Here is a 19,245-nt window from a genome sequence, read left to right on the forward strand (position 1 = left end):
CGTGACGCCATGGCGTCGGCCGGTAAGACCCTGGTCGAGCTGTTCGGTCTGGCCCGCGAGCTCAACATCGACGCCGAGGGCATCGACATGGGCCCCTCCCCGACGGACGCCGCGCTCGCTGCCGATCTGGCGCTGCCGATCGAGGAGCTGGAGCTCACGGTCCGCTCGTACAACTGCCTCAAGCGTGAGGGCATCCACTCCGTGGGTGAGCTCGTGGCGCGCTCCGAGGCCGACCTGCTCGACATCCGCAACTTCGGTGCGAAGTCGATCGACGAGGTCAAGGCGAAGCTGGCCGGTATGGGCCTGGCGCTCAAGGACAGCCCGCCCGGATTCGACCCGACCGCTGCCGCCGACGCCTTCGGCGCCGACGACGACGCGGACGCGGGCTTCGTCGAGACCGAGCAGTACTAGTACGCCTCCGGACGGGGCGCCTGGGTTTCCGGGCGCCCCGGACCGGGTGAGGGCTTTGTCCTCAATCGCCGGACGGGCTCGATTTCGGCCGATGACTGATCTCATCGGCCGGGATGGTGTCCGGATGGCCCATGGACTTCCGTGGAGCGGCCGCTTCACGGGAACTGACACCGGTACCTGATACGGCCGGTGCAGCACACAAGGAGAAACACCATGCCGCGTCCCGCAAAGGGTGCCCGTCTGGGCGGCAGCGCCGCGCACGAGCGTCTGCTTCTCGCGAACCTCGCGAAGTCGCTGTTCGAGCACGGCCGCATCACGACGACCGAGGCCAAGGCCCGCCGCCTGCGTCCGGTCGCCGAGCGTCTGATCACCAAGGCGAAGAAGGGCGACATCCACAACCGTCGCCTCGTTCTGCAGACGATCACGGACAAGAGCATCGTGCACACGCTCTTCACCGAGATCGCCCCGCGCTACGAGAACCGCCCCGGTGGTTACACGCGCATCACCAAGATCGGCAACCGTCGTGGCGACAACGCCCCGATGGCCGTCATCGAGCTGGTCGAGGCGCTGACCGTGGCGCAGCAGGCCACCGGTGAGGCCGAGGCCGCGACGAAGCGTGCGGTCAAGGAGGACGCCCTCAAGAAGGACGAGTCCGCCGAGGTCGTCGAGGACGCCAAGCCGGCCGAGGCCGACGCGGAGTCCAAGGACGCCTGAGCGTTCTGAGACCACTGGACGGGCCCGCATCACCCTTCGGGGCGGTGCGGGCCCGTTCCGTATGTTCAGGCTTGAGAGGATCGTTGGGTGAGTGACGAAGTAGAGCCCGGTTTCGTACGGGTGCGGCTGGACCTGGCCTACGACGGCAAGGACTTCTCCGGCTGGGCGAAGCAGACGGCGCGGCGCACGGTGCAGGGGGAGATCGAGGACGCGCTCCGTACCGTGACGCGGTCCGAGCGGACGTACGACCTGACGGTCGCCGGGCGCACCGACGCCGGGGTGCACGCCCGCGGTCAGGTCGCGCACGTCGATCTGCCGGACGGGGTGTGGGCCGAGCACGGGGCGCTGCTGCTGCGTCGGATGGCCGGCCGGATGGCCCCCGACGTACGGATCTGGCGGGTGGCCGAGGCTCCGGCGGGGTTCAACGCGCGTTTCTCGGCGCTGTGGCGCCGGTACGCCTACCGGATCTCGGATCGGCCCGGTGGCGCGGATCCCCTGATCCGAGGTCATGTGCTCTGGCACGACCGGCCGTTGGACGTGGACGCGATGAACGCGGCTGCGGCCAGGATGCTCGGCGAGCGCGACTTCGCCGCGTACTGCAGGAAGCGCGAGGGTGCGACGACCATCCGTACGTTGCAGAAGCTGAGTTGGGTACGGGACGAGGCGTCCGGTGTCATCACGGGGACCGTGCAGGCCGATGCCTTCTGCCACAACATGGTGCGCGCGCTGGTCGGCGCCATGCTGTTCGTGGGCGACGGACGCCGCCCCGACCCGTGGCCGGCCCAGGTGCTGGCGGCGGGGGTGCGGGACCCGGGGGTGCACGTGGTGCGGCCGCACGGGCTGACGCTGGAGGAAGTCGCCTACCCGGTCGACGAGCTGCTCGCCGCGCGCAACAAGGAGGCGCGCAACATGCGGACGCTGCCGGGGAGCGGTTGCTGCTGAGGAGCGGCCGGCTCAAAGCCGTGTTCTCGACGGACGGGCCGCGGGTGTCGCCTGCGCCCGCCGCTGCCGCCACGCCCCCGTCAGCTGTGCCGCCATCGCCGGCGCCGCGAGGGCCGACAGCGTCGAGAGTCCCAGCGTTCCGCGCGCAGGAGCATCAGGGACAGGTGGTTGCGGAATCCGGCCGCCTCCCGGCTGCCCACGTGCTCCGACGTCTCGTGCGCCGACGGCTCGACGCACGTGGCCGAAGCGCTCATTCCTCGCCCGTGCGCCACTGCTTCGTCGGCCGCCCCGCTTCGTCCCACCGGCGATCCACCAGCATGGTCAGCCCGTCCTCGGCGAAGATCCGCTCGACGGCGAGCGTGCCGTTCGGGTGCCACTCCCTGGACACTCCGACAGGGCGCCCTGTGCGGGCTGGCGCCTCGGATCGCAGTGCGTCGTCCCTGTACCACTCGCGGCTGGGGCCGTGCTGCACCCCGTCGACGTAGGAATCGAGGCTGACAACGACACCCCCCAGGCGTTCTTCGACCTCACCCGTGAAGGGTTCACAACTGCTGGGCATGCAAGCTGCTTTGGCGCAGGTAGCCACGATTGAGTGAACGGCGTGACGATCTGCGGGTATGCCTGGCGGGGCGTGCGTAACGTTCTCGGTGCGATCTGGGACGCCGGGTGTGGCGTCAGCAGTCGGGGCCCCCGCGCCACCAGCGCGATGGTTCGGGGCCTCCCCGTCGCCTCTGGCCACACCCATATGGCCAGGTCGTGAGGGATTCCGCCCGCCTGGGACGGACCGCATACGGGATATGCGTCGCCGACCGGGAGGCGAAAGCGGAGGACCAGTGCGCCCAAGACCATTCGGGGCGTGCCGGTGAGCCAGGACTCACTCCTGCTCACTGCCCAGGAACGGTGCGCCCCGGTACAGCAGGCACTGCGCCCCGTCCATGTCGGCCTCGGGGTCGTCGATGTCGATGCGTGTGACGTCGGTCATCGGACGGCCCGTCGGTCGGGGGACGAGAGGCAGTCGTTCACCGCTCCTGTGGCGGGCGTGCGACACCCTCCGGGCCGGGTCAGCCGACGGGTGCGGTCGCCGCCGCCGAGGCCTGGACCTCGCCGCGGTGGCGGATCTGACGGAACGTGAAGTTCGTCAGGTCGTCGCCGACCGCGAAGACGTTCTTGTCGGCCTTGGTGACGTTCTTGCCGTTCGTGAAGCCCCCGACGGTGAAGTAGGCGTAGCGGCCGTACGAGTTGGCGGTGCGGCGGCAGATGGAACCGCCGCGGCAGAACGTCGGCACGCCCGCGCCGCTCAGCGACGCCAGACCGCCGGACGCCTGCTGCGCCGCCTTCTTGGCCTGCGCCTCCGTCTCGAAGACCGCGACGCCGACGGTGACGGCGACCCCCGCCCTGCTGTACGTGGCGCGGATGACCTGGTCGCAGCCGTTGTTCGTGAGGATCGAGCCGAGCGCGCCCTGGGTGGTCGCGGCGCAGTTCGTCGTGCGGTGCGTGGCGCCCTTGGCGTAGACGCGGTCGCCCATCGTCAGCTTCTTGCCCGGGTAGAACGAGTCGATGGAGATCGGAGCCCTGTCCTTCTTCACATCGGATATGTAGTCCTTCGGGTCCGGCGGGGGCGGAGGGGCCACCGTGGAGAAGGACGGCTCGGGCTCCGCCGAGTCGGTCGGCAGATCGGCGGGTCCCGGCAACTGGCTCGCGTTCTTGCCCGAGCCGGTGGAGCCGTTGTTGTTGGTCGAGATGACCGCTGTGGCGACGATCGCCCCGATCGCGGCGGTGGCGAGCGCGCCGCCGCCGATCATCAGCCACTTCTTGCGACGGCTCCGCGCGGCGGATTCATCGGCCAGCGCTGCCCAGTCCGGAGTGTGATTTCCTCCGGGCCCCCAGGAGGGCCCCCCTTGCCCAAAGCTCATGCGGCGAATCCTAGAGGAGGCGTAAACCAGTTGGGCCAGGGCTTCGCGGGCCGTGACAATGCTGTGCATGGGACATCTTGAAGCAGGCCATCTCGAGTACTACCTACCGGACGGGCGGGTGCTGCTCGGTGATGCTTCGTTCCGGGTCGCGGACGGGGCCGTCGTCGCCCTCGTGGGGGCGAACGGCGCCGGGAAGACGACGCTGCTGCGGCTGCTGTCCGGGGAGATCCAGCCGCACGGCGGCACGGTGTCGGTGAGCGGCGGACTCGGGGTGATGCCGCAGTTCGTGGGCTCGGTGCGGGACGACCGTACGGTCCGGGACCTCCTCGTCTCCGTCGCCCAGCCGCGTATCCGGGAGGCGGCGCAGGCCGTCGACAAGGCCGAGGAGCTGATCCTCACCGTCGACGACGAGGCCGCCCAGATGACGTACGCGCAGGCCCTCAGCGACTGGGCGGAGGCCCGCGGGTACGAGGCCGAGACCGTCTGGGACATGTGCACCATGGCTGCGCTCGGTGTCCCGTACGAGAAGGCGCAGTGGCGCGAGGTCCGCACGCTCAGTGGTGGTGAGCAGAAGCGGCTCGTGCTCGAGGCGCTGCTGCGCGGGCCCGACGAGGTGCTGCTGCTCGACGAGCCGGACAACTATCTCGACGTCCCCGGCAAGCGATGGCTGGAGGGGAAGCTCAAGGAGACACGGAAGACGGTGCTCTTCGTCTCGCACGACCGGGAGCTGCTGTCCCGGGCCGCCGAGAAGATCGTGAGCGTGGAGCCCAGCCCGGCGGGCAGCGATGTGTGGGTGCACGGCGCCGGCTTCGATACGTACCACCAGGCCAGGAAGGACCGGTTCGCCCGGTTCGAGGAGCTGCTGCGACGCTGGGAGGAGGAGCACGCCCGGCTGAAGGCGCTGGTCCACCGGCTGCGGCAGCAGGCGGCGATCAGCCCCGACATGGCGTCGCGCTACCGGGCGATGCAGACCCGCTTCAAGAAGTTCGAGGACGCGGGACCGCCGCCGGAGCCGCCGCGCGAGCAGGACATCAAGATGCGGCTGCGCGGCGGCCGGACCGGGGTGCGGGCGGTGACCTGCAAGGGGCTGGAGCTGACCGGGCTGATGAAGCCGTTCGACCTGGAGATCTACTACGGCGAACGGGTGGCCGTCCTCGGCTCGAACGGCTCGGGCAAGTCGCACTTCCTGCGGCTGCTGGCCGGGGAACCGGTCGCGCACACGGGGGAGTGGAAGCTCGGTGCGCGGGTCGTGCCCGGGCATTTCGCGCAGACGCACGCCCATCCGGAGCTGATGGGGCACACGCTCGTCGAGATCCTGTGGACGGAGCACGCGAAGGACCGGGGCGGGGCGATGTCCGTACTGCGCCGGTACGAACTGGAGCGGCAGGGCGACCAGCCCTTCGAGAAGCTGTCCGGCGGGCAGCAGGCACGCTTCCAGATCCTGCTGCTGGAGCTGGCGGGAACCACGGCGCTGCTGCTGGACGAGCCGACGGACAACCTGGACCTGGAGTCGGCGGAGGCGCTGCAGGACGGGCTCGAGGCGTACGACGGGACCGTGATGGCCGTCACGCACGACCGGTGGTTCGCGAAGTCCTTCGACCGGTACCTGGTGTTCGGGTCGGACGGGGTGGTGCGGGAGACGGCGGAGCCGGTGTGGGACGAGCGGCGGGTGGAGCGGGAGCGGTAGGGCCGGCGCGTTTTGACCCGTCCCGGGCGGGGCGGGTACTGTCGGGGGTTGTTATACGTATCGGCTTCGTCGTTCTCACGCGAAGAGCCCTTACGTAGGTTCTCTGGAGCAGTTACCAGTGGCTCGCATACGGGCAGCGTTCCCGGCATTGTGAGCCCCAGCTGCATGATCGCTTCAGGGGTGCCATGTGTCTGGACCTCATCCACTGAAGAAGCGAAGGCTACGAAGTGCGTACGTACAGCCCCAAGCCCGGCGATGTGACGCGCCAGTGGCACATCATTGACGCGCAGGACATCGTCCTGGGTCGTCTGGCCACCACGGCTGCGAACCTCCTCCGAGGCAAGCACAAGGCGATTTACGCCCCCCACATGGACATGGGCGACTTCGTCATCATCATCAACGCCGAGAAGGTTCACCTCTCCGGCAACAAGAAGACCCAGAAGATGGCGTACCGCCACTCCGGGTTCCCGGGTGGTCTGCGCTCCGTGCGTTACGACGAGCTCCTCTCCAAGAACCCGGAGAAGGCTGTCGAGAAGGCCATCAAGGGCATGATTCCCAAGAACTCCCTGGGCCGTCAGATGCTCTCGAAGCTCAAGGTCTACGCGGGCGACCAGCACCCGCACGCTGCGCAGCAGCCGGTCCCGTTCGAGATCACCCAGGTCGCGCAGTAGTTCCGGCCTCCCCCTAAGACATAAAGAAAGATCTGAGGAGAATCGTGGCCGAGACCACTGTTGAGAACCCCATCGAGGGCACCGAGGGCGAAGAGGTCTTCGCCGAGGTGACCACCTTCGAGTCCGAGGTTCCCGTCGAGGGCGAGTACACCAGCGAGTCGCTGGCGTCCCGCTTCGGCGAGCCGCAGCCTGCCGCCGGCCTTGGCCGTCGCAAGAACGCCATTGCCCGCGTCCGGATCGTTCCGGGCACCGGCAAGTGGAAGATCAACGGTCGCACCCTTGAGGACTACTTCCCCAACAAGGTGCACCAGCAGGAAGTCAACGAGCCCTTCAAGGTGCTCGAGCTCGACAACCGCTACGACGTCATCGCCCGTATCTCGGGTGGCGGCGTCTCGGGTCAGGCCGGTGCCCTGCGCCTCGGTGTCGCCCGTGCGCTGAACGAGGCGGACGTGGACAACAACCGCGCCCCGCTGAAGAAGGCCGGCTTCCTCTCCCGCGACGACCGTGCGGTCGAGCGCAAGAAGGCCGGTCTCAAGAAGGCCCGTAAGGCCCCGCAGTACAGCAAGCGCTAATCCGCCTGCTCACCTGCTTTACACGTTCGCCCCGGAGGCACTCCCTGTGCCCCCGGGGCGTTCGTCTATTGGCCCCCTGGGGCGTATAACGGCATCAGACGTTCATAGGCCCGCCGTGGCTCGGCATGGCTCTTTATGTTCCCTTGCGTCGTTCTGGGTCATGCCTGTCATGACTCGTTTTGTTTTTTGCAGTTCGGTTTCGGAGCATCTTCGGAGGACACCAGTGGGACGACTCTTCGGCACGGACGGTGTGCGCGGCGTCGCCAATGCGGATCTGACGGCCGAGCTCGCGCTCGGTCTGTCGGTCGCTGCGGCGCATGTGCTCGCCGAGACGGGCACCCTTGAGGGGCATCGGCCGACCGCAGTGGTGGGCCGTGACCCCCGCGCGTCCGGAGAGTTCCTGGAGGCCGCCGTGGTGGCCGGTCTGGCGAGCGCGGGCGTGGACGTCCTGCGCGTCGGTGTGCTGCCCACCCCCGCGGTGGCGTACCTCACCGGCGCGCTGGGCGCCGACCTCGGCGTGATGCTCTCCGCCAGTCACAACGCCATGCCGGACAACGGTGTCAAGTTCTTCGCCCGCGGTGGTCACAAGCTCGCCGACGAGCTGGAGGACCGGATCGAGACGCTCTACGAGCAGCACCGCACCGGTGAGCCGTGGGCGCGTCCGACCGGTGCCGGTGTGGGACGGGTCACGGATTACACCGAAGGCTTCGACCGGTACGTGGCCCACCTCGTCGCGGTCCTGCCGAACCGGCTCGACGGGCTGAAGGTCGTCCTCGACGAGGCGCACGGCGCGGCCGCCCGGGTCTCGCCCGAGGCGTTCGCCCGGGCCGGCGCCGAGGTCGTCACCATCGGGGCCGATCCGAACGGCCTGAACATCAACGAGGGCTGCGGCTCCACCCACCTGGAGCTGCTGAAGACCGCTGTCGTCGAGCACGGCGCCGACCTCGGTATCGCGCACGACGGCGACGCCGACCGCTGCCTCGCCGTGGACGCCTCGGGCGAGGAGGTCGACGGCGACCAGATCCTGGCCGTGCTGGCCCTCGCCATGCGCGAGGCCGGGCAGCTGCGCAAGGACACCGTGGTCGGCACGGTCATGTCCAACCTCGGCTTCAAGATCGCCATGGAGCGGGAGGGCATCCACCTCGTCCAGACCGCCGTCGGTGACCGATACGTCCTGGAGTCGATGAAGGCGCAGGGCTACGCGCTGGGCGGCGAGCAGTCCGGCCATGTCATCGTCCTCGACCACGCCACGACCGGTGACGGCACACTGACCGGCCTGATGCTGGCGGCCCGGGTCGTCGCCACCGGCCGTACGCTCGCCGACCTGGCCGGTGTCATGCAGCGGCTCCCGCAGATCCTGGTCAATGTCCGGGACGTCGACAAGTCCCGGGTCGACACCTCTCCGGAGCTGGCCGCTGCGGTCGAGGAGGCCGAGCGCGAGCTGGGCGACACCGGGCGCGTACTGCTGCGCCAGTCGGGCACCGAGCCGCTGGTGCGGGTCATGGTCGAGGCGGCCGACATCGAGCAGGCGCGGTCGGTGGCCGGGCGGCTGGCCGACGCGGTGAAGTCCGCCCTGGGGTGACCTTCGCCGTTCGAGGGTGAGGTGCCGCCCGGTGTTCCTCCTGGAGGGGCGCCGGGCGGCGTCGTGTGCGGCCACTGCCGGACGACAGCCGAAGGACCGTCGCCGGCCCCGGGCCATCGCGTCAGACAGCCCGGATCCGGCGGCGGTGCATCGCCCACAGCGCCTTCTGGACCAGCAGTGTCAGTGTGCCCGCGAGCACGATCCCGCCGAGGTTCGCCGCCAGCTGGCCCACCGAACCCCACGTCTGCGCGAGGTCCTGGTAGCTGAAGGCCACGGCCGCGTTGGCGGCCGCGGGCACCGTCGTCACCGAGATCGCGACGCCGATCAGCGCCCCCGACTTCGCCGAGGTGAGGGAGAGCGTGCCACCGATGCCCGCCAGGAACGCCACCACGAACGACATCCAGTCCGGCTGCCAGATGAACGCCGTGTTGGGCCGCTCCGCCTCGATCATCGCCCCCGTGAACAGCCCGAGGCCGTTCATCATCCAGGCGAACCCGGCCGTCAGCACCATCGCTACGGCGAACCCGCCGACCAGCGCCCACAGCGACCGCCACACCAGGCGCGGGACGCGCTGCACCAGCGCCGTGGAAATGCCGGCCAGCGGCCCGAACTCCGGGCCCACCGCCATCGCCCCCACGATCAGGATCGCGTTGTCCAGCATCACACCGCAGGCCGCGAGCATCGTGGCGATCGAGAGGAACGCCAGGTAGGTGACGCTGAACGTGGACTCCTCGTGGGTCGCGTCCGCCAGCTCCTCCCACAGCACCGCGTCCGCGCCCTCGCCCGGCGCCTCCTCCTCGGCCCGGTCGGCATGCGCGGAGAGCGTCAGGTCCGTTTCCTCGACGGTGATCGAGCCGGACTCGTCGATGCCGAGCTCGCGCAGTGATGTGATCAGCTCGTCGCCCGCCTCGCGCGCCACGTCGCACGTCACGACATCGCCCGCGGGGTCGAGGGCGACACCGGGCATGACCACCAGATGCGTGGTGCCGACGGTGTGCCGCACGAGGTGCACCACATCGTCCGTGCGGTCCTGAGGGACGATCAGGCGCAGATGCAGCACGCGGACACTCCCGGGGAGGCTCGGGGACTCAGAGTTTGCGCAGCGAGAGCCGCTGGACCTTGTGGTCCGGGCCCTTGCGCAGCACCAGAGTGGCACGGCCGCGTGTGGGTGCCACATTTTCCAGCAGATTGGGCTTGTTGATGGTCCGCCACATGGTGCGGGCGTACTCCATGGCCTCCTCCTCGGAGACCTGGGTGTACTTGCGGAAGTACGAGAACGGATTCTGGAAGGCCGTCTCGCGCAGCTTGCGGAAGCGGTTGAGGTACCAGGTCTCGATGTCCTCGGCCCGCGCGTCCACGTACACACTGAAGTCGAAGTAGTCGGCGAGCCCGACCCTGGTGCGGCCGTCCTTGCCGGGGAGCGCGGGCTGCAGCACGTTGAGGCCCTCGACGATCAGGATGTCGGGGCGGCGGACGGTGAGCCGCTCGCCCGGCACGATGTCGTAGATCAGGTGTGAGTAGACGGGCGCCGTCACCTCGTCCTTGCCGGCCTTGATGTCGGCGACGAAACGAGTCAGGGCCCGCCGGTCGTACGACTCGGGGAAACCCTTGCGCGACATCAGCCCGCGCGTCCTGAGCTCCTTCATCGGCAGCAGGAAACCGTCCGTGGTGACGAGCTCCACCCGGGGGTGCTCGGGCCAGCGGGCGAGCAGCGCCTGGAGGATACGGGCACTGGTGGACTTGCCGACGGCGACACTGCCGGCGACCCCGATGACGAACGGGGTGCCCCGCTGCGCGCCATGGCCGTTGCCCGCGTCCCCGAGGAAGGTGTTCAGGGCGCCGCGCAGGCCGGAGGTGGCCTGGACGTAGAGGTTGAGGAGGCGGGAGAGCGGCAGGTAGACGTCGCGTACCTCGTCGAGGTCGATGACGTCCCCGAGCCCGCGCAGCTGCTCCACCTCGTCGGCGGTCAGCGGCAGCGGCGTCTTGTCGCGCAGGGCGCTCCACTCGGCGCGCGACAGATCGACGTACGGCGTCGAAGCGTGCTCGGCACGTCGGTGGGTGCTCCGTGGCGGCGAAGTGATCACGGGTTCATTGTCGCGGGAGTTCTGACCCAGTGGGGGGTGGGGTCGGTCACGTGGAAGGGCTGCGGCCCGGTGTCCGCACCCCTGTAGCGGACACCGGGCCGTTTCGTACCACCCTGCGGTCAGGGCCTCTGGCCCTCGGCGTCGACGACGGCGGCCCTGATCCGCGCCTCGCTGGTGAGGACCTCCCCGGCCTTGTACGTCTCGGGCGGGACCTTCATCCCGGCGGGAGCCTTCATCTCGTAGTCCTCGGCGGCCACGAAGCGCATGCCCGCGTAGCTGTAGTCGCGGGGGTTGATGAGGATCTCGCGCTGCTCGTGCGAGCCGTCCTCCTTCCGTGTGATGGCAATGGCATCGCGCCCGGCGGCGTCCTTCACGAGATGGTCGGTGACCTTCACCCCCGGGACGGTGGCCAGCGCACGGTAGATCCGGGCGAGGGCGTCCGGGGCGATCGGGTACGCCTCGACCATCAGGCCCATGGCGCGGAAGCTGTGCTGGGCCTCGGCCTCGGGAGGGCTCTCGGCGGTGTGGCCCGTCGGATAGAACGAGCGGACCTTCGCCAGCAGACGCGCCGGGTCGTCGGGCAGCTCGTCGGCGGCCCGGTAGACCTGGCGGGCCGTGCGGTAGTCGCTGTCCTTGCCGTTCTCCGCCGCGGCGGAGTTGTCGTACGGAACCCAGGAGTCCGGGTCGTACGAGAGCCGCCCCACGCCGGCCGAGCCCGCCTTGGGCTCCCGCTGGGCGATCTTCGTCCGGGTGTAGATCCACTGGTCGTCGCGCGGCTCCGGCGCGGCCTGCTGCTTCGCCAGCTCGTCGGCGGCCCGGTTCAGTACCTCGGCCGGGCTGTCCAGGGTCAGGGGGGCCGCCGCGGTGGCCCCGTGGGTGGGACCGTCCGAGCCGATCTGCGTGGTCAGCAGAGCGGCCGCGGTGATCGCCGCCGCGGCGCCGATCGACGCGATCCGCCAGTCGGCACGCAGCCGGCGGGTGCTCCGGCCGCCCGCAAGGGAGTCCGTCAGCCGCTGCCGGCCGGGAGCGAGCGCGGCACGGTCGGGGACGGGAGCATCTGCGCGCAGCTCGCGCAGCTGGGTCATTTCGTCCATGACGGGCTCAGCTCCATGACGTCGGATGTGAACGCGGGGTCGGTGTGCAATGCCTCGCGGACCTTGCGACGGGCGCGGTTGAGGCGGGACCGCACGGTGCCGAGCGGGATGCCCAGCGCCTGTGCGACCTCCTCGTACCCGAGGTCCGCCCAGGCGACGAGCAGCAGCACATGGCGGTCGCCGGGGGAGAGCGCGGCGAGCGCTCCGGCCAGCGGCACCTGGGCGGCGATCCGGTCGTCGGAGCGGTCGCTCCAGGACGCGGCGACCGTGTCCTGTCCGGTACGGGCCAGGGCCCGCAGATTCCGCTCCTCGCTGCGCCGGTGCTTGCCGATGAGGTTGGCGGCGATGCCGTACAGCCAGGGCCGGGCGCCCCGGCGGGTGGTGTCGTAGCGGCGCCGGGACCGGAACGCGATGAGGAACGTCTCCGCCGTGATGTCGTCCGCCGCGCCCTCCCCGAGGCGGCGGGCGGCGTACCGGTGGATGTCGGGCGCGTGGCGGTCGTAGAGCCCGGCGAAGATCTCCGGCTGCTCCAGCGACTGGGCGACGATCTCGGCGTCGTCGGCTTCGGTGATGGGCCGTCCGGTCGGGGGTCCGGTCACAGGGGCTCCTGGGGCTCGGTCGGTGAGCGTGTCACCCCTTGTTCCCCGCAGGGCGCAGAAAGGTTCACGGGGCGCAGCGGCCGAGGGCGCAGGTCGCCGGGCGGCGCCCTCAGCCCCTGTACGAGGCCGGTATCAGCCGCGGCGGCCGATCCGCGCAGCAACCTCAGCACGGACCGGGTCCGGCTCTTCAGCCCGCCCCCTCCCGGCGAGGACGCCGGCCGGGGGATGGAGTCGGTGTCGCGTTCCGGCATCGGTACCACCGCGGTGGCCGGCACCCCCGCGTCGATCGACCTCAGCCGATCCTGCCGGCCGGGCGGGCGACCCGATGTCCGGAACTCGGCACGGAGGGCCTCGATCTCCTGGACGACACGGTGATCGTCCGGCGTCGGAGGGGGCGGCGAGGAGCCTGCTCCGACGCTACGACGCACGGAGGCTCGTAGCATCGGAGCGCACTCGTGGCGCCTTCGACCGGCTTCCTCAGACGCCGACCTTCGCCGCCAGCTCCCGTCGGGCCCGGGCCGCGGCGCCGACCGGTACCGCGTCGGCAGCCAGGGCTGCCCTGACCAGCCGGACCGGGTGGCCGCTGACCGGCGGGTCGGCGGCCAGTGACGCCAGGATGAGGGGTTCCAGCAGGGGCCAGGCGCGGCTGACCCCGCCGCCGACCACCACCGTGGTGATGTCCACGACGCCGGCCGTCATCACGATCGCCCGGGCGATCCCGGCACCGGCGGCCCGGTACACCTCGAGGGCGTCCTGGTCACCGCGGTCGGCGGCCTGTGCGACCTCGCGGGCGGTCAGCCGGCGGCCGGTGCGGTCCGCGTAACGGGCGCCGATGGAACGGCCGGAGGCCAGGGTCTCCAGATGGCCCCGGCCGCCGCACGAGCAGAGCAGATCACCGAAGCCGGGGATGTGCCCGATCTCGCCGGCCGCGCCGTGCGGCCCGGTGAACAGCGCGCCGCCGGTCCACAGCGCGCCGCCGACCCCGGTGCCCAGGGTCATCCCGAGGACGTCCGACTCGCCGCGCACGGCGCCGCCGGACACCTCCCCGTAGAGGAAGGCGTTGACGTCGTTGTCCAGGAAGGCCGGGACGCCCAGCGCCTCCTCGACGGCATCCGTCACCGCGAAGCCGGCCCAGCCGGTGAAGGAGTCGCTGGCCACCAGGATGCGGCCGGTGGCGGAGTCCACCACGCCGGCAGCGCCGACCCCGCAACCGACGAGGCGGCCGGGGGTGCGCTCCAGCAGTGGGGCCAGCGCGCCCAGGGCCGCGCCGATCATGGCCCGGCCGCCGTCGGTCGCCGGGGTCGCCACCTCGGCGCGGTCCAGCACGGTCAGGTCCTCGGCGCAGAGAACCACCTGGGTGGTGGTGCCGCCGATGTCCACTCCGGCGAAGAGCGTACGGTCGTGGGAGCTCACCCCTGGGCCTCCGTCCGGCCGGCCGCGAGGGTGGCCAGGCGTTCGGCTCTGCGGCCGCGCTGGATCACCGGGTCGGGCACCGGCACGGCGGCCAGCAGCCGGCGGGTGTAGTCGGTCTCCGGGTGCAGCAGGGTCGCGCCGGTGGCGCCCTGCTCCTCGACCCGGCCGGCCCGCATCACCACGACGCGCTGGGCGAAGTGCTGTACGACGGCCAGGTCGTGGGAGACGAAGAGACAGGCGAAGCCCAGCTCGTCCTGGAGCTCGGAGATCACGTCGAGCACCGCCTCCTGCACGCTCACGTCGAGCGCGCTGGTGGGCTCGTCGGCGACCAGCAGCCGGGGCTCCAGGACCAGGGCGCGGGCCAGGCTGACCCGCTGGCGCTGACCGCCGGACAGCTCCCGGGGGGCGCGCCGGGCGAGTTCACGCGGCAGCCGGACCCGGTCGAGTACGGCGTCGACCTTGCTCTGGCGGTCCTTGGCGGAGAGCTTGCGGCGGTGCACCCTGAGCGGCTCGGCGATGCACTCGCCGACCGTCATCCGGGCGTCGAGCGACGCCACCGGGTCCTGGAGGACCACGCCGATACCGGCCCGCAGCGCCCGGCGGCCCCGGGACCGGGTGCCGGCCAGGTCGGTGCCGAACAGCGAGACGGTGCCGGAAGTCGGCGGGATCAGACCGAGCGCGACCCGGGACGCGGTGGACTTGCCGGAGCCCGACTCGCCCACCAGGCCCAGGGTCTCCCCGGCGTGGACGGCGAGCGAGACCCCGTCCAGAGCCCGCACGGCGCCCTTGCCACGGCCGAACACCACGGAGATGTCGCGGAGTTCGACCACCGGCTCGGTGTCCGGGCGGGTGGTGGCAGCCGGCGCCGCCGGCCGGCCGGCCTCGGCGACCGACAGCCGGGGCACCGCGGCCAGCAGCCGCTTGGTGTAGTCGTGGGACGGGCGGAGCAGCACGTCCTCGACCGCTCCGGTCTCCACGATCTCGCCGTGGTACATCACGGCGACCCGGTCGGCGAAGTCCGCGACCACGCCCATGTTGTGGGTGACCAGCAGGACGCCGGTGCCGGTCTCGACGGCGAGCCGGCGCAGCAGGTCGAGGATCTCGGCCTGCACCGTGACGTCCAGCGCGGTGGTCGGCTCGTCGGCGATCAGCAGGGCGGGCTCGTTGGCGATGGCCATGGCGATGACCACCCGCTGGCGCTGTCCGCCGGAGAGCTGGAAGGGGTAGGCAGTGGCACGCTTCTCCGGCTCGGGGATGCCGACCCTGCGGAGGAGTTCGACGGCCTCGGCGGCGGCGTCCTTGGCGGACACCTCGCGGTGGTTGCGGATCACTTCGGCGATCTGCTTGCCGATCCGGGTCAGCGGGTCAAGCGCGGTGGCCGGCTCCTGGAACACCATGGAGACGGTCCGGCCGCGCAGCGCCGCCAGGTCGGTCTCATGGGCACCGACCACCTGGGTGCCGGCGATGGTGGCGCAGCCGGTGGCACGGGCGTTGCCGGCCAGCAGGCCCATCGCGGCCAGCGCGATGGTGGACTTGCCGGAGCCCGACTCGCCGACCAGGGCGAGCGTCTCGCCGGGGCTGACGTGCAGGGAGACGCCCCGGACGGCCGGCACCTCGCCGGTCTCGGTGGTGAAGATGACGCCGAGGTCGTCGAGTTCGAGAATCGGCCCGGCCGACGGGGCGGCGGTGCCCTGGGTGGCGGTCATCCGCGTCCCCTCACATCGAATGCGTCGCGGAGTCCGTCCCCGATCGCGTTGAACGCCCACACCACCAGGATGATGGCCAGGCCCGGCGGCAGGATGAGCCACCAGTAGCCGGAGTAGGCGGCGGTGAGACCGGCCGAGAGCATGCCGCCCCAGTCGGTGGCCGGCGGCTGGACGCCCAGGCCCAGGTAGGAGACGTAGGCGACCAGCAGGATGGCGTCGGCGATCTGGAAGGTGGTCGCAACGATGATGGTCGAGACCGAGTTCGGCAGGATGTGCCGGGTGATCGCCCGGGAGTGCGTCCCGCCGATGGCCCGCAGGGTCAGGACGTAGTCGCGGTTCTTCAGGGTCAGCGTCTCGGCCCTGATCAGCCGGGAGGGCACCAGCCAGGAGACGAAGCCCAGGATGACGATCAGCCCGGTCAGGCCCGGGGTGGTGATGGCCGAAACCACCAGCAGGATGAAGAGCGCCGGGATGGCGATCCCCGCGTCCACGATCCGCATCATGACCGCGTCGATCCAGCCGCCCGCGTAGCCGGCGGCGGCGCCCCACAGGGTGCCGATCACGGTGGCCAGGATGCCCGCGGCGAGGCCGACGATCAGCGACACCTTGCCGCCGTACATCAGCCGGCCCAGCTCGTCGTGGCCGACCGCGTCGGTGCCGAGCCAGTGCGAACCGCTGGGGCCGAGGTTGACCTGCTGGAGCATCGTGTGGGTCTGGTCGGTGGAGTACACCAGCGGACCGACGAAGCAGAACAGGAAGAAGAAGACCACGACGCCGAGCCCGACCACGGCGAGCCGGTTGCGCAGGAAGCGCCGGACGGCGAGCCGGGAGCCGGACACCGCACCGGTGGCGGTGGCGGTGGCCGTGCCGGGCGCCTGACCCGGCTGGATGACGGCGCTCATGCCCGACCTGCCTTCACTCGGGGGTCGATGATCCGCTGGACGATGTCGGCGAGCAGCGTGCCGACCACCGTGGCGATCGCGATGACCAGTACACAGCCCAGCAGCACCGGGTAGTCGGAGGACTGCGCGGCGGTCCAGAAGAGCAGGCCCATGCCCGGGTAGTTGAAGAGCTGCTCGACCACCAGGGCGCCGCCGAACAGCACCGGCACGTAGTAGCCGAGCATGGCGATCACCGGCGTCAGCGAGTTGCGGAACACATGCCGCCACAGGATGGAGCGGGAGCGGGAACCGCCGGCCCGCGCCGTCCTGACGTAGTCCTCGGAGAGGTTCTCCAGGGTGGCCGCCCGCATGTAGCGGCTGAACACCGCGATCATCGAGGCGGCACCGGCGACGACCGGCAGCACCAGCGCCAGCGGGTCGGAGAACACCTGGGCGAGCGTGTCCCCCTGCGGGGCCTGGGACGGGAACCACGGCAGCGCCTGGCTGAACACCAGCACCAGGATCAGCCCGAGGAAGTACACGGGTGTGGAGTAGGCGATGAAGCTCAGCGTGGTGATGACGTAGTCGACGGGCTTGTTGCGCCGGACGGCCTGCCACATGCCCAGCGGGATGGCCAGCACGAGGCCGACGATCGCCGACAGAGCGGTGAGGACCAGGGTCTTGGCCAGCCGCTCGGAGATGAGCTGGGAGACCGGCTCATTGAGGGTGTACGAGGTTCCGAGGTCGCCGTGCAGCAGCTGGTTCAGGTAGTAGAAGTACTGCACGGGGAGTGGCTTGTCGAGGCCCTGCTCGTGGTTGAAGGACGCGATCTGCTGCGCCGTGGCCTGCGGGCCGAGGATCCCGCGAGCGGGACCCCCGGGCAGGGCGTGCAGCAGACCGAAGACCACGATCGTCACGATGACGATCACCACGACGGCTTGGAGGACCCGTCTGATCAGGTACGAGGAAGTACTCATGTGTTTTCCGGTCGCTTCGGCTCAGTGGTACGTACGGTCACCGACCGGGCTCACTTGGTGGTCCACTTCCACATGGCGGGGTGGAAGTTGGCGAGCGAGTCCTGGGCGAAGCCGCCCAGGCCGTTCTTGACCACGGAGACCTGGTAGTCCGGCTCCGGCAGCCAGATGACCGGGAGGTCCTTGGCCAGGGCGGCGCTGTACTTCTGCACCGCCTCGTCGGAGGCGGAGGTGGTGGTCTGGGTGATCAGCTTGTCCACGGCGGAGTTGGAGTAGCTGCCGAAGTTGGAACCGCCGCCGGTGGCGAAGAGGGAGTCACCGCTCGGGTAGGCCGGGAAGTACCAGCTGCCCGCGGTGCCGAAGAACGACAGCTGCCACTTGCAGCCGGCCTGGTCGGCCGTGCACTGACCGGCCTGCGAGAGGACCGAGTTGACCGGGGCGGTCTTGATGGTGAAGTCGATGCCGGTCTTGGCGAACGACGACTGCAGGGCGCTCATCATGTTGTCGGTCACGGTCGAACCGGACTGCGAGAGCACCTGCATCCGGAACTTGGTGCCCTTGTCCACGCCGGCGCCGCACTGGCTGTCGCCGGTGCCCGGGCTGGTGCACACCATGGTGCCGTTCTGCTCGGTCCAGCCGTGGCCGGTCAGCAGCTGCTTCGCCTTGGTGGTGGAGAACGGGTACGGGTTGTTCTTCTGCTCCGACGAGACGAAGGACGAATTCTGGCCCTGCGGGATCGGGCCGTAGGTGGAGACCGCGGTGCCGTTGAAGACGACCTTGGAGAGGGTGGTCTGGTCCACCGACATCTGGATCGCCTGGCGGGCGTAGAGCTGCTTGAAGACCGCGCCCATGGCGGGGTTGTTGAAGTTGTAGGGCATGTAGGTGATGGCCCAGCCGGACCACGGCTTCACCGTGTAGCCCTTGGAAGCGAAGGACGACTTCTGGCTGAGGTCGGTGGCGTTGATGTAGCCGTAGTCGACCGTGCCTGCCCGGAGCGCGTTCTTCTCGGCGTCCGTGGTGGTGAACGGCAGCAGGTTCACGTTCTTGATGTTGGCCTTGCCGCCGCCGTCGTACTTGGCGTTGGCGGTCAGCTCGACCTTGCCGGCCGTGGAGAACGACTTGATGGTGTAGGGGCCGCTGACCGTCTTCCAGAGCGGGTCGGTGGCGTAGCCGGAGATCTTCTTGGCGACGCCGTTCAGGTACGTCCAGACCTTCTTGGCGCCCGCGGCGGTGCGGTCGAGGTCCGACACGGTGCCCGAGTCACTGGTCTTGTCCCAGACGTGCTGCGGCATCGGGCGGATCATGCTCAACTCGTTGGCGAGCATCCACTGCTGGTTGTACGCCTGGTCGAAGGTGATGGTGAAGTGCGTGTCGTCGACGATCTTCAGCGACGTCCAGTTGTCCGGCGCCTTACCCGGGCTGTAGCTGGCCCAGTCGGCCTTGTTGGCCTTGACCAGGTTGAACCAGAACTCCACGTCGCGGGAGGTGATCTGCTTGCCGTCGCTCCAGTGCCGGTCGCCGAGCGTGATCGTGACGCTCTTGCTGTCCTCGGCGAAGTCGGCCGCGGTGGCCAGCGAGTTGTCCTTGTTCCAGCCGACCTTGCCGGTGGAGCCGTCGTACGCGATCAGCGGCTCCCAGAGGGACTGGGATATGGAGGAGTTGTTGGTGTTCAGGTGCGCGGCGGTGCCGATCGGGAGGATCCAGTTCGGCGTGAAGTTGGCCGGCAGCGCGTAGTTGATGCTGTCCGACGAGCCGGAGGCGGACGACGAGGTGTCGCCGCCGGAACAGCCGGTCAGCAGAGCGCCCGCGGTGACAACGGCGCCCGCGACGAGGGCCCAGCGGCGGCTGTTCGCCGTGTGAGCAAGGAACATGACTCTCCTCAGAGTGAAAGGACCCGTATGTGTCCCGGGACCGGCACTGCGTTCACGACAGCTAACGTCGGACACACCGAAGAAACAAACAAGAATTAGTAAAAAGTAAGTTACTGCACCTTCGAAAAAAG

The 19,245-nt window shown here is 70.0% G+C and carries 18 protein-coding genes; 7 read left to right on the plus strand and 11 right to left on the minus strand.

The window, feature by feature from the left end; translation table 11 throughout:
- The 3 genes from ACFU8W_RS29955 to truA all read left to right on the plus strand — a co-directional run.
- On the plus strand, positions 1–411 hold a 411-nt coding region (locus tag ACFU8W_RS29955), incomplete at its 5' end, for a DNA-directed RNA polymerase subunit alpha C-terminal domain-containing protein (RefSeq protein ID WP_282573325.1).
- 213 nt (positions 412–624) lie between these two features.
- On the plus strand, positions 625–1,125 hold the full coding sequence (gene rplQ / locus ACFU8W_RS29960; protein WP_384043607.1) for a 50S ribosomal protein L17: 501 nt from the start codon (positions 625–627) through the stop codon (positions 1,123–1,125).
- Between the two features lie 87 nt (positions 1,126–1,212).
- The gene (gene truA / locus ACFU8W_RS29965; protein WP_345514973.1) at positions 1,213–2,067 is read left to right on the plus strand and encodes a tRNA pseudouridine(38-40) synthase TruA; all 855 of its coding nucleotides are present in this window, start codon (positions 1,213–1,215) and stop codon (positions 2,065–2,067) included.
- A gap of 250 nt (positions 2,068–2,317) precedes the next feature.
- Here the strand turns inward: truA and ACFU8W_RS29970 are convergent, their stop codons facing one another.
- Together ACFU8W_RS29970 and ACFU8W_RS29975 are read right to left on the minus strand one after the other, a co-directional pair.
- Complete coding sequence (locus ACFU8W_RS29970; RefSeq protein ID WP_384043610.1) at positions 2,318–2,455, minus strand: hypothetical protein; 138 nt, start codon at positions 2,453–2,455, stop codon at positions 2,318–2,320.
- Positions 2,456–3,128: 673 nt separating this feature from the next.
- Positions 3,129–3,980, minus strand: coding sequence for a hypothetical protein (locus tag ACFU8W_RS29975; RefSeq protein ID WP_384043613.1), 852 nt, complete (start codon positions 3,978–3,980; stop codon positions 3,129–3,131).
- Positions 3,981–4,038: 58 nt separating this feature from the next.
- Here ACFU8W_RS29975 and ACFU8W_RS29980 point away from each other — a divergent pair, with 58 nt between their 5' ends.
- From ACFU8W_RS29980 to glmM, 4 genes are all read left to right on the plus strand, one after another.
- Complete coding sequence (locus ACFU8W_RS29980) at positions 4,039–5,667, plus strand: ABC-F family ATP-binding cassette domain-containing protein (protein ID WP_384043817.1); 1,629 nt, start codon at positions 4,039–4,041, stop codon at positions 5,665–5,667.
- A 227-nt stretch (positions 5,668–5,894) separates the two neighbouring features.
- The gene (gene rplM, locus ACFU8W_RS29985; RefSeq protein WP_096625076.1) at positions 5,895–6,338 is read left to right on the plus strand and encodes a 50S ribosomal protein L13; all 444 of its coding nucleotides are present in this window, start codon (positions 5,895–5,897) and stop codon (positions 6,336–6,338) included.
- 44 nt (positions 6,339–6,382) lie between these two features.
- Entirely contained in the window at positions 6,383–6,910 is a 528-nt protein-coding gene (rpsI, locus tag ACFU8W_RS29990) for a 30S ribosomal protein S9 (protein WP_037688031.1), read from the plus strand.
- Between the two features lie 223 nt (positions 6,911–7,133).
- Positions 7,134–8,492 (plus strand): phosphoglucosamine mutase, encoded by a 1,359-nt coding sequence (gene glmM / locus ACFU8W_RS29995; protein WP_345514980.1) that lies wholly within the window; start codon positions 7,134–7,136, stop codon positions 8,490–8,492.
- Between the two features lie 121 nt (positions 8,493–8,613).
- Here glmM and ACFU8W_RS30000 read toward each other — a convergent pair whose 3' ends face one another.
- From ACFU8W_RS30000 to ACFU8W_RS30040, 9 genes are all read right to left on the minus strand, one after another.
- A complete protein-coding gene (locus tag ACFU8W_RS30000) occupies positions 8,614–9,552 on the minus strand; it encodes a DUF389 domain-containing protein (RefSeq protein WP_384043617.1) in 939 nt (312 codons plus the stop codon).
- Positions 9,553–9,580: 28 nt separating this feature from the next.
- Entirely contained in the window at positions 9,581–10,576 is a 996-nt protein-coding gene (gene coaA / locus ACFU8W_RS30005; protein ID WP_384043620.1) for a type I pantothenate kinase, read from the minus strand.
- 119 nt (positions 10,577–10,695) lie between these two features.
- The gene (locus ACFU8W_RS30010; protein ID WP_384043623.1) at positions 10,696–11,670 is read right to left on the minus strand and encodes a CU044_5270 family protein; all 975 of its coding nucleotides are present in this window, start codon (positions 11,668–11,670) and stop codon (positions 10,696–10,698) included.
- Positions 11,658–12,269, minus strand: a complete 612-nt coding sequence (locus ACFU8W_RS30015; protein WP_384043626.1) for an RNA polymerase sigma factor — start codon at positions 12,267–12,269, stop codon at positions 11,658–11,660. Before ACFU8W_RS30015 ends, ACFU8W_RS30010 begins: the two co-directional genes overlap by 13 nt.
- A gap of 477 nt (positions 12,270–12,746) precedes the next feature.
- A complete protein-coding gene (locus tag ACFU8W_RS30020) occupies positions 12,747–13,682 on the minus strand; it encodes an ROK family protein (protein ID WP_345514984.1) in 936 nt (311 codons plus the stop codon).
- Complete coding sequence (locus ACFU8W_RS30025) at positions 13,679–15,388, minus strand: dipeptide ABC transporter ATP-binding protein (RefSeq protein ID WP_384043630.1); 1,710 nt, start codon at positions 15,386–15,388, stop codon at positions 13,679–13,681. Before ACFU8W_RS30025 ends, ACFU8W_RS30020 begins: the two co-directional genes overlap by 4 nt.
- Positions 15,385–16,290: an ABC transporter permease gene (locus tag ACFU8W_RS30030; protein WP_384043632.1), complete on the minus strand. Its 906-nt coding sequence runs from the start codon at positions 16,288–16,290 to the stop codon at positions 15,385–15,387. Before ACFU8W_RS30030 ends, ACFU8W_RS30025 begins: the two co-directional genes overlap by 4 nt.
- Complete coding sequence (locus tag ACFU8W_RS30035; protein ID WP_327244825.1) at positions 16,287–17,246, minus strand: ABC transporter permease; 960 nt, start codon at positions 17,244–17,246, stop codon at positions 16,287–16,289. Before ACFU8W_RS30035 ends, ACFU8W_RS30030 begins: the two co-directional genes overlap by 4 nt.
- A gap of 50 nt (positions 17,247–17,296) precedes the next feature.
- Positions 17,297–19,114 carry a peptide ABC transporter substrate-binding protein gene (locus tag ACFU8W_RS30040; protein ID WP_384043635.1) on the minus strand — a complete coding sequence of 606 codons (1,818 nt, stop codon included), beginning with the start codon at positions 19,112–19,114 and terminating at the stop codon, positions 17,297–17,299.
- Positions 19,115–19,245 lie beyond the last annotated feature (131 nt).

The organism is Streptomyces sp. NPDC057565 (assembly GCF_042801455.1).
GTDB classification, from domain to species: Bacteria; Actinomycetota; Actinomycetes; order Streptomycetales; family Streptomycetaceae; genus Streptomyces; species Streptomyces yanii.

What these genes read in the sequence shown, in the direction of transcription:
- rplQ (WP_384043607.1), top strand. Translation starts at nt 625, where the DNA reads ATGCCGCGTCCCGCAAAGGGTGCCCGTCTGGGCGGCAGCGCCGCGCAC.
- ACFU8W_RS29975 (WP_384043613.1), bottom strand. Translation starts at nt 3,980, where the DNA reads ATGAGCTTTGGGCAAGGGGGGCCCTCCTGGGGGCCCGGAGGAAATCAC.
- ACFU8W_RS29980 (WP_384043817.1), top strand. Translation starts at nt 4,039, where the DNA reads ATGCTGTGCATGGGACATCTTGAAGCAGGCCATCTCGAGTACTACCTA.
- ACFU8W_RS30010 (WP_384043623.1), bottom strand. Translation starts at nt 11,670, where the DNA reads ATGGACGAAATGACCCAGCTGCGCGAGCTGCGCGCAGATGCTCCCGTC.
- ACFU8W_RS30025 (WP_384043630.1), bottom strand. Translation starts at nt 15,388, where the DNA reads ATGACCGCCACCCAGGGCACCGCCGCCCCGTCGGCCGGGCCGATTCTC.
- ACFU8W_RS30030 (WP_384043632.1), bottom strand. Translation starts at nt 16,290, where the DNA reads ATGAGCGCCGTCATCCAGCCGGGTCAGGCGCCCGGCACGGCCACCGCC.
- ACFU8W_RS30035 (WP_327244825.1), bottom strand. Translation starts at nt 17,246, where the DNA reads ATGAGTACTTCCTCGTACCTGATCAGACGGGTCCTCCAAGCCGTCGTG.
- ACFU8W_RS30040 (WP_384043635.1), bottom strand. Translation starts at nt 19,114, where the DNA reads ATGTTCCTTGCTCACACGGCGAACAGCCGCCGCTGGGCCCTCGTCGCG.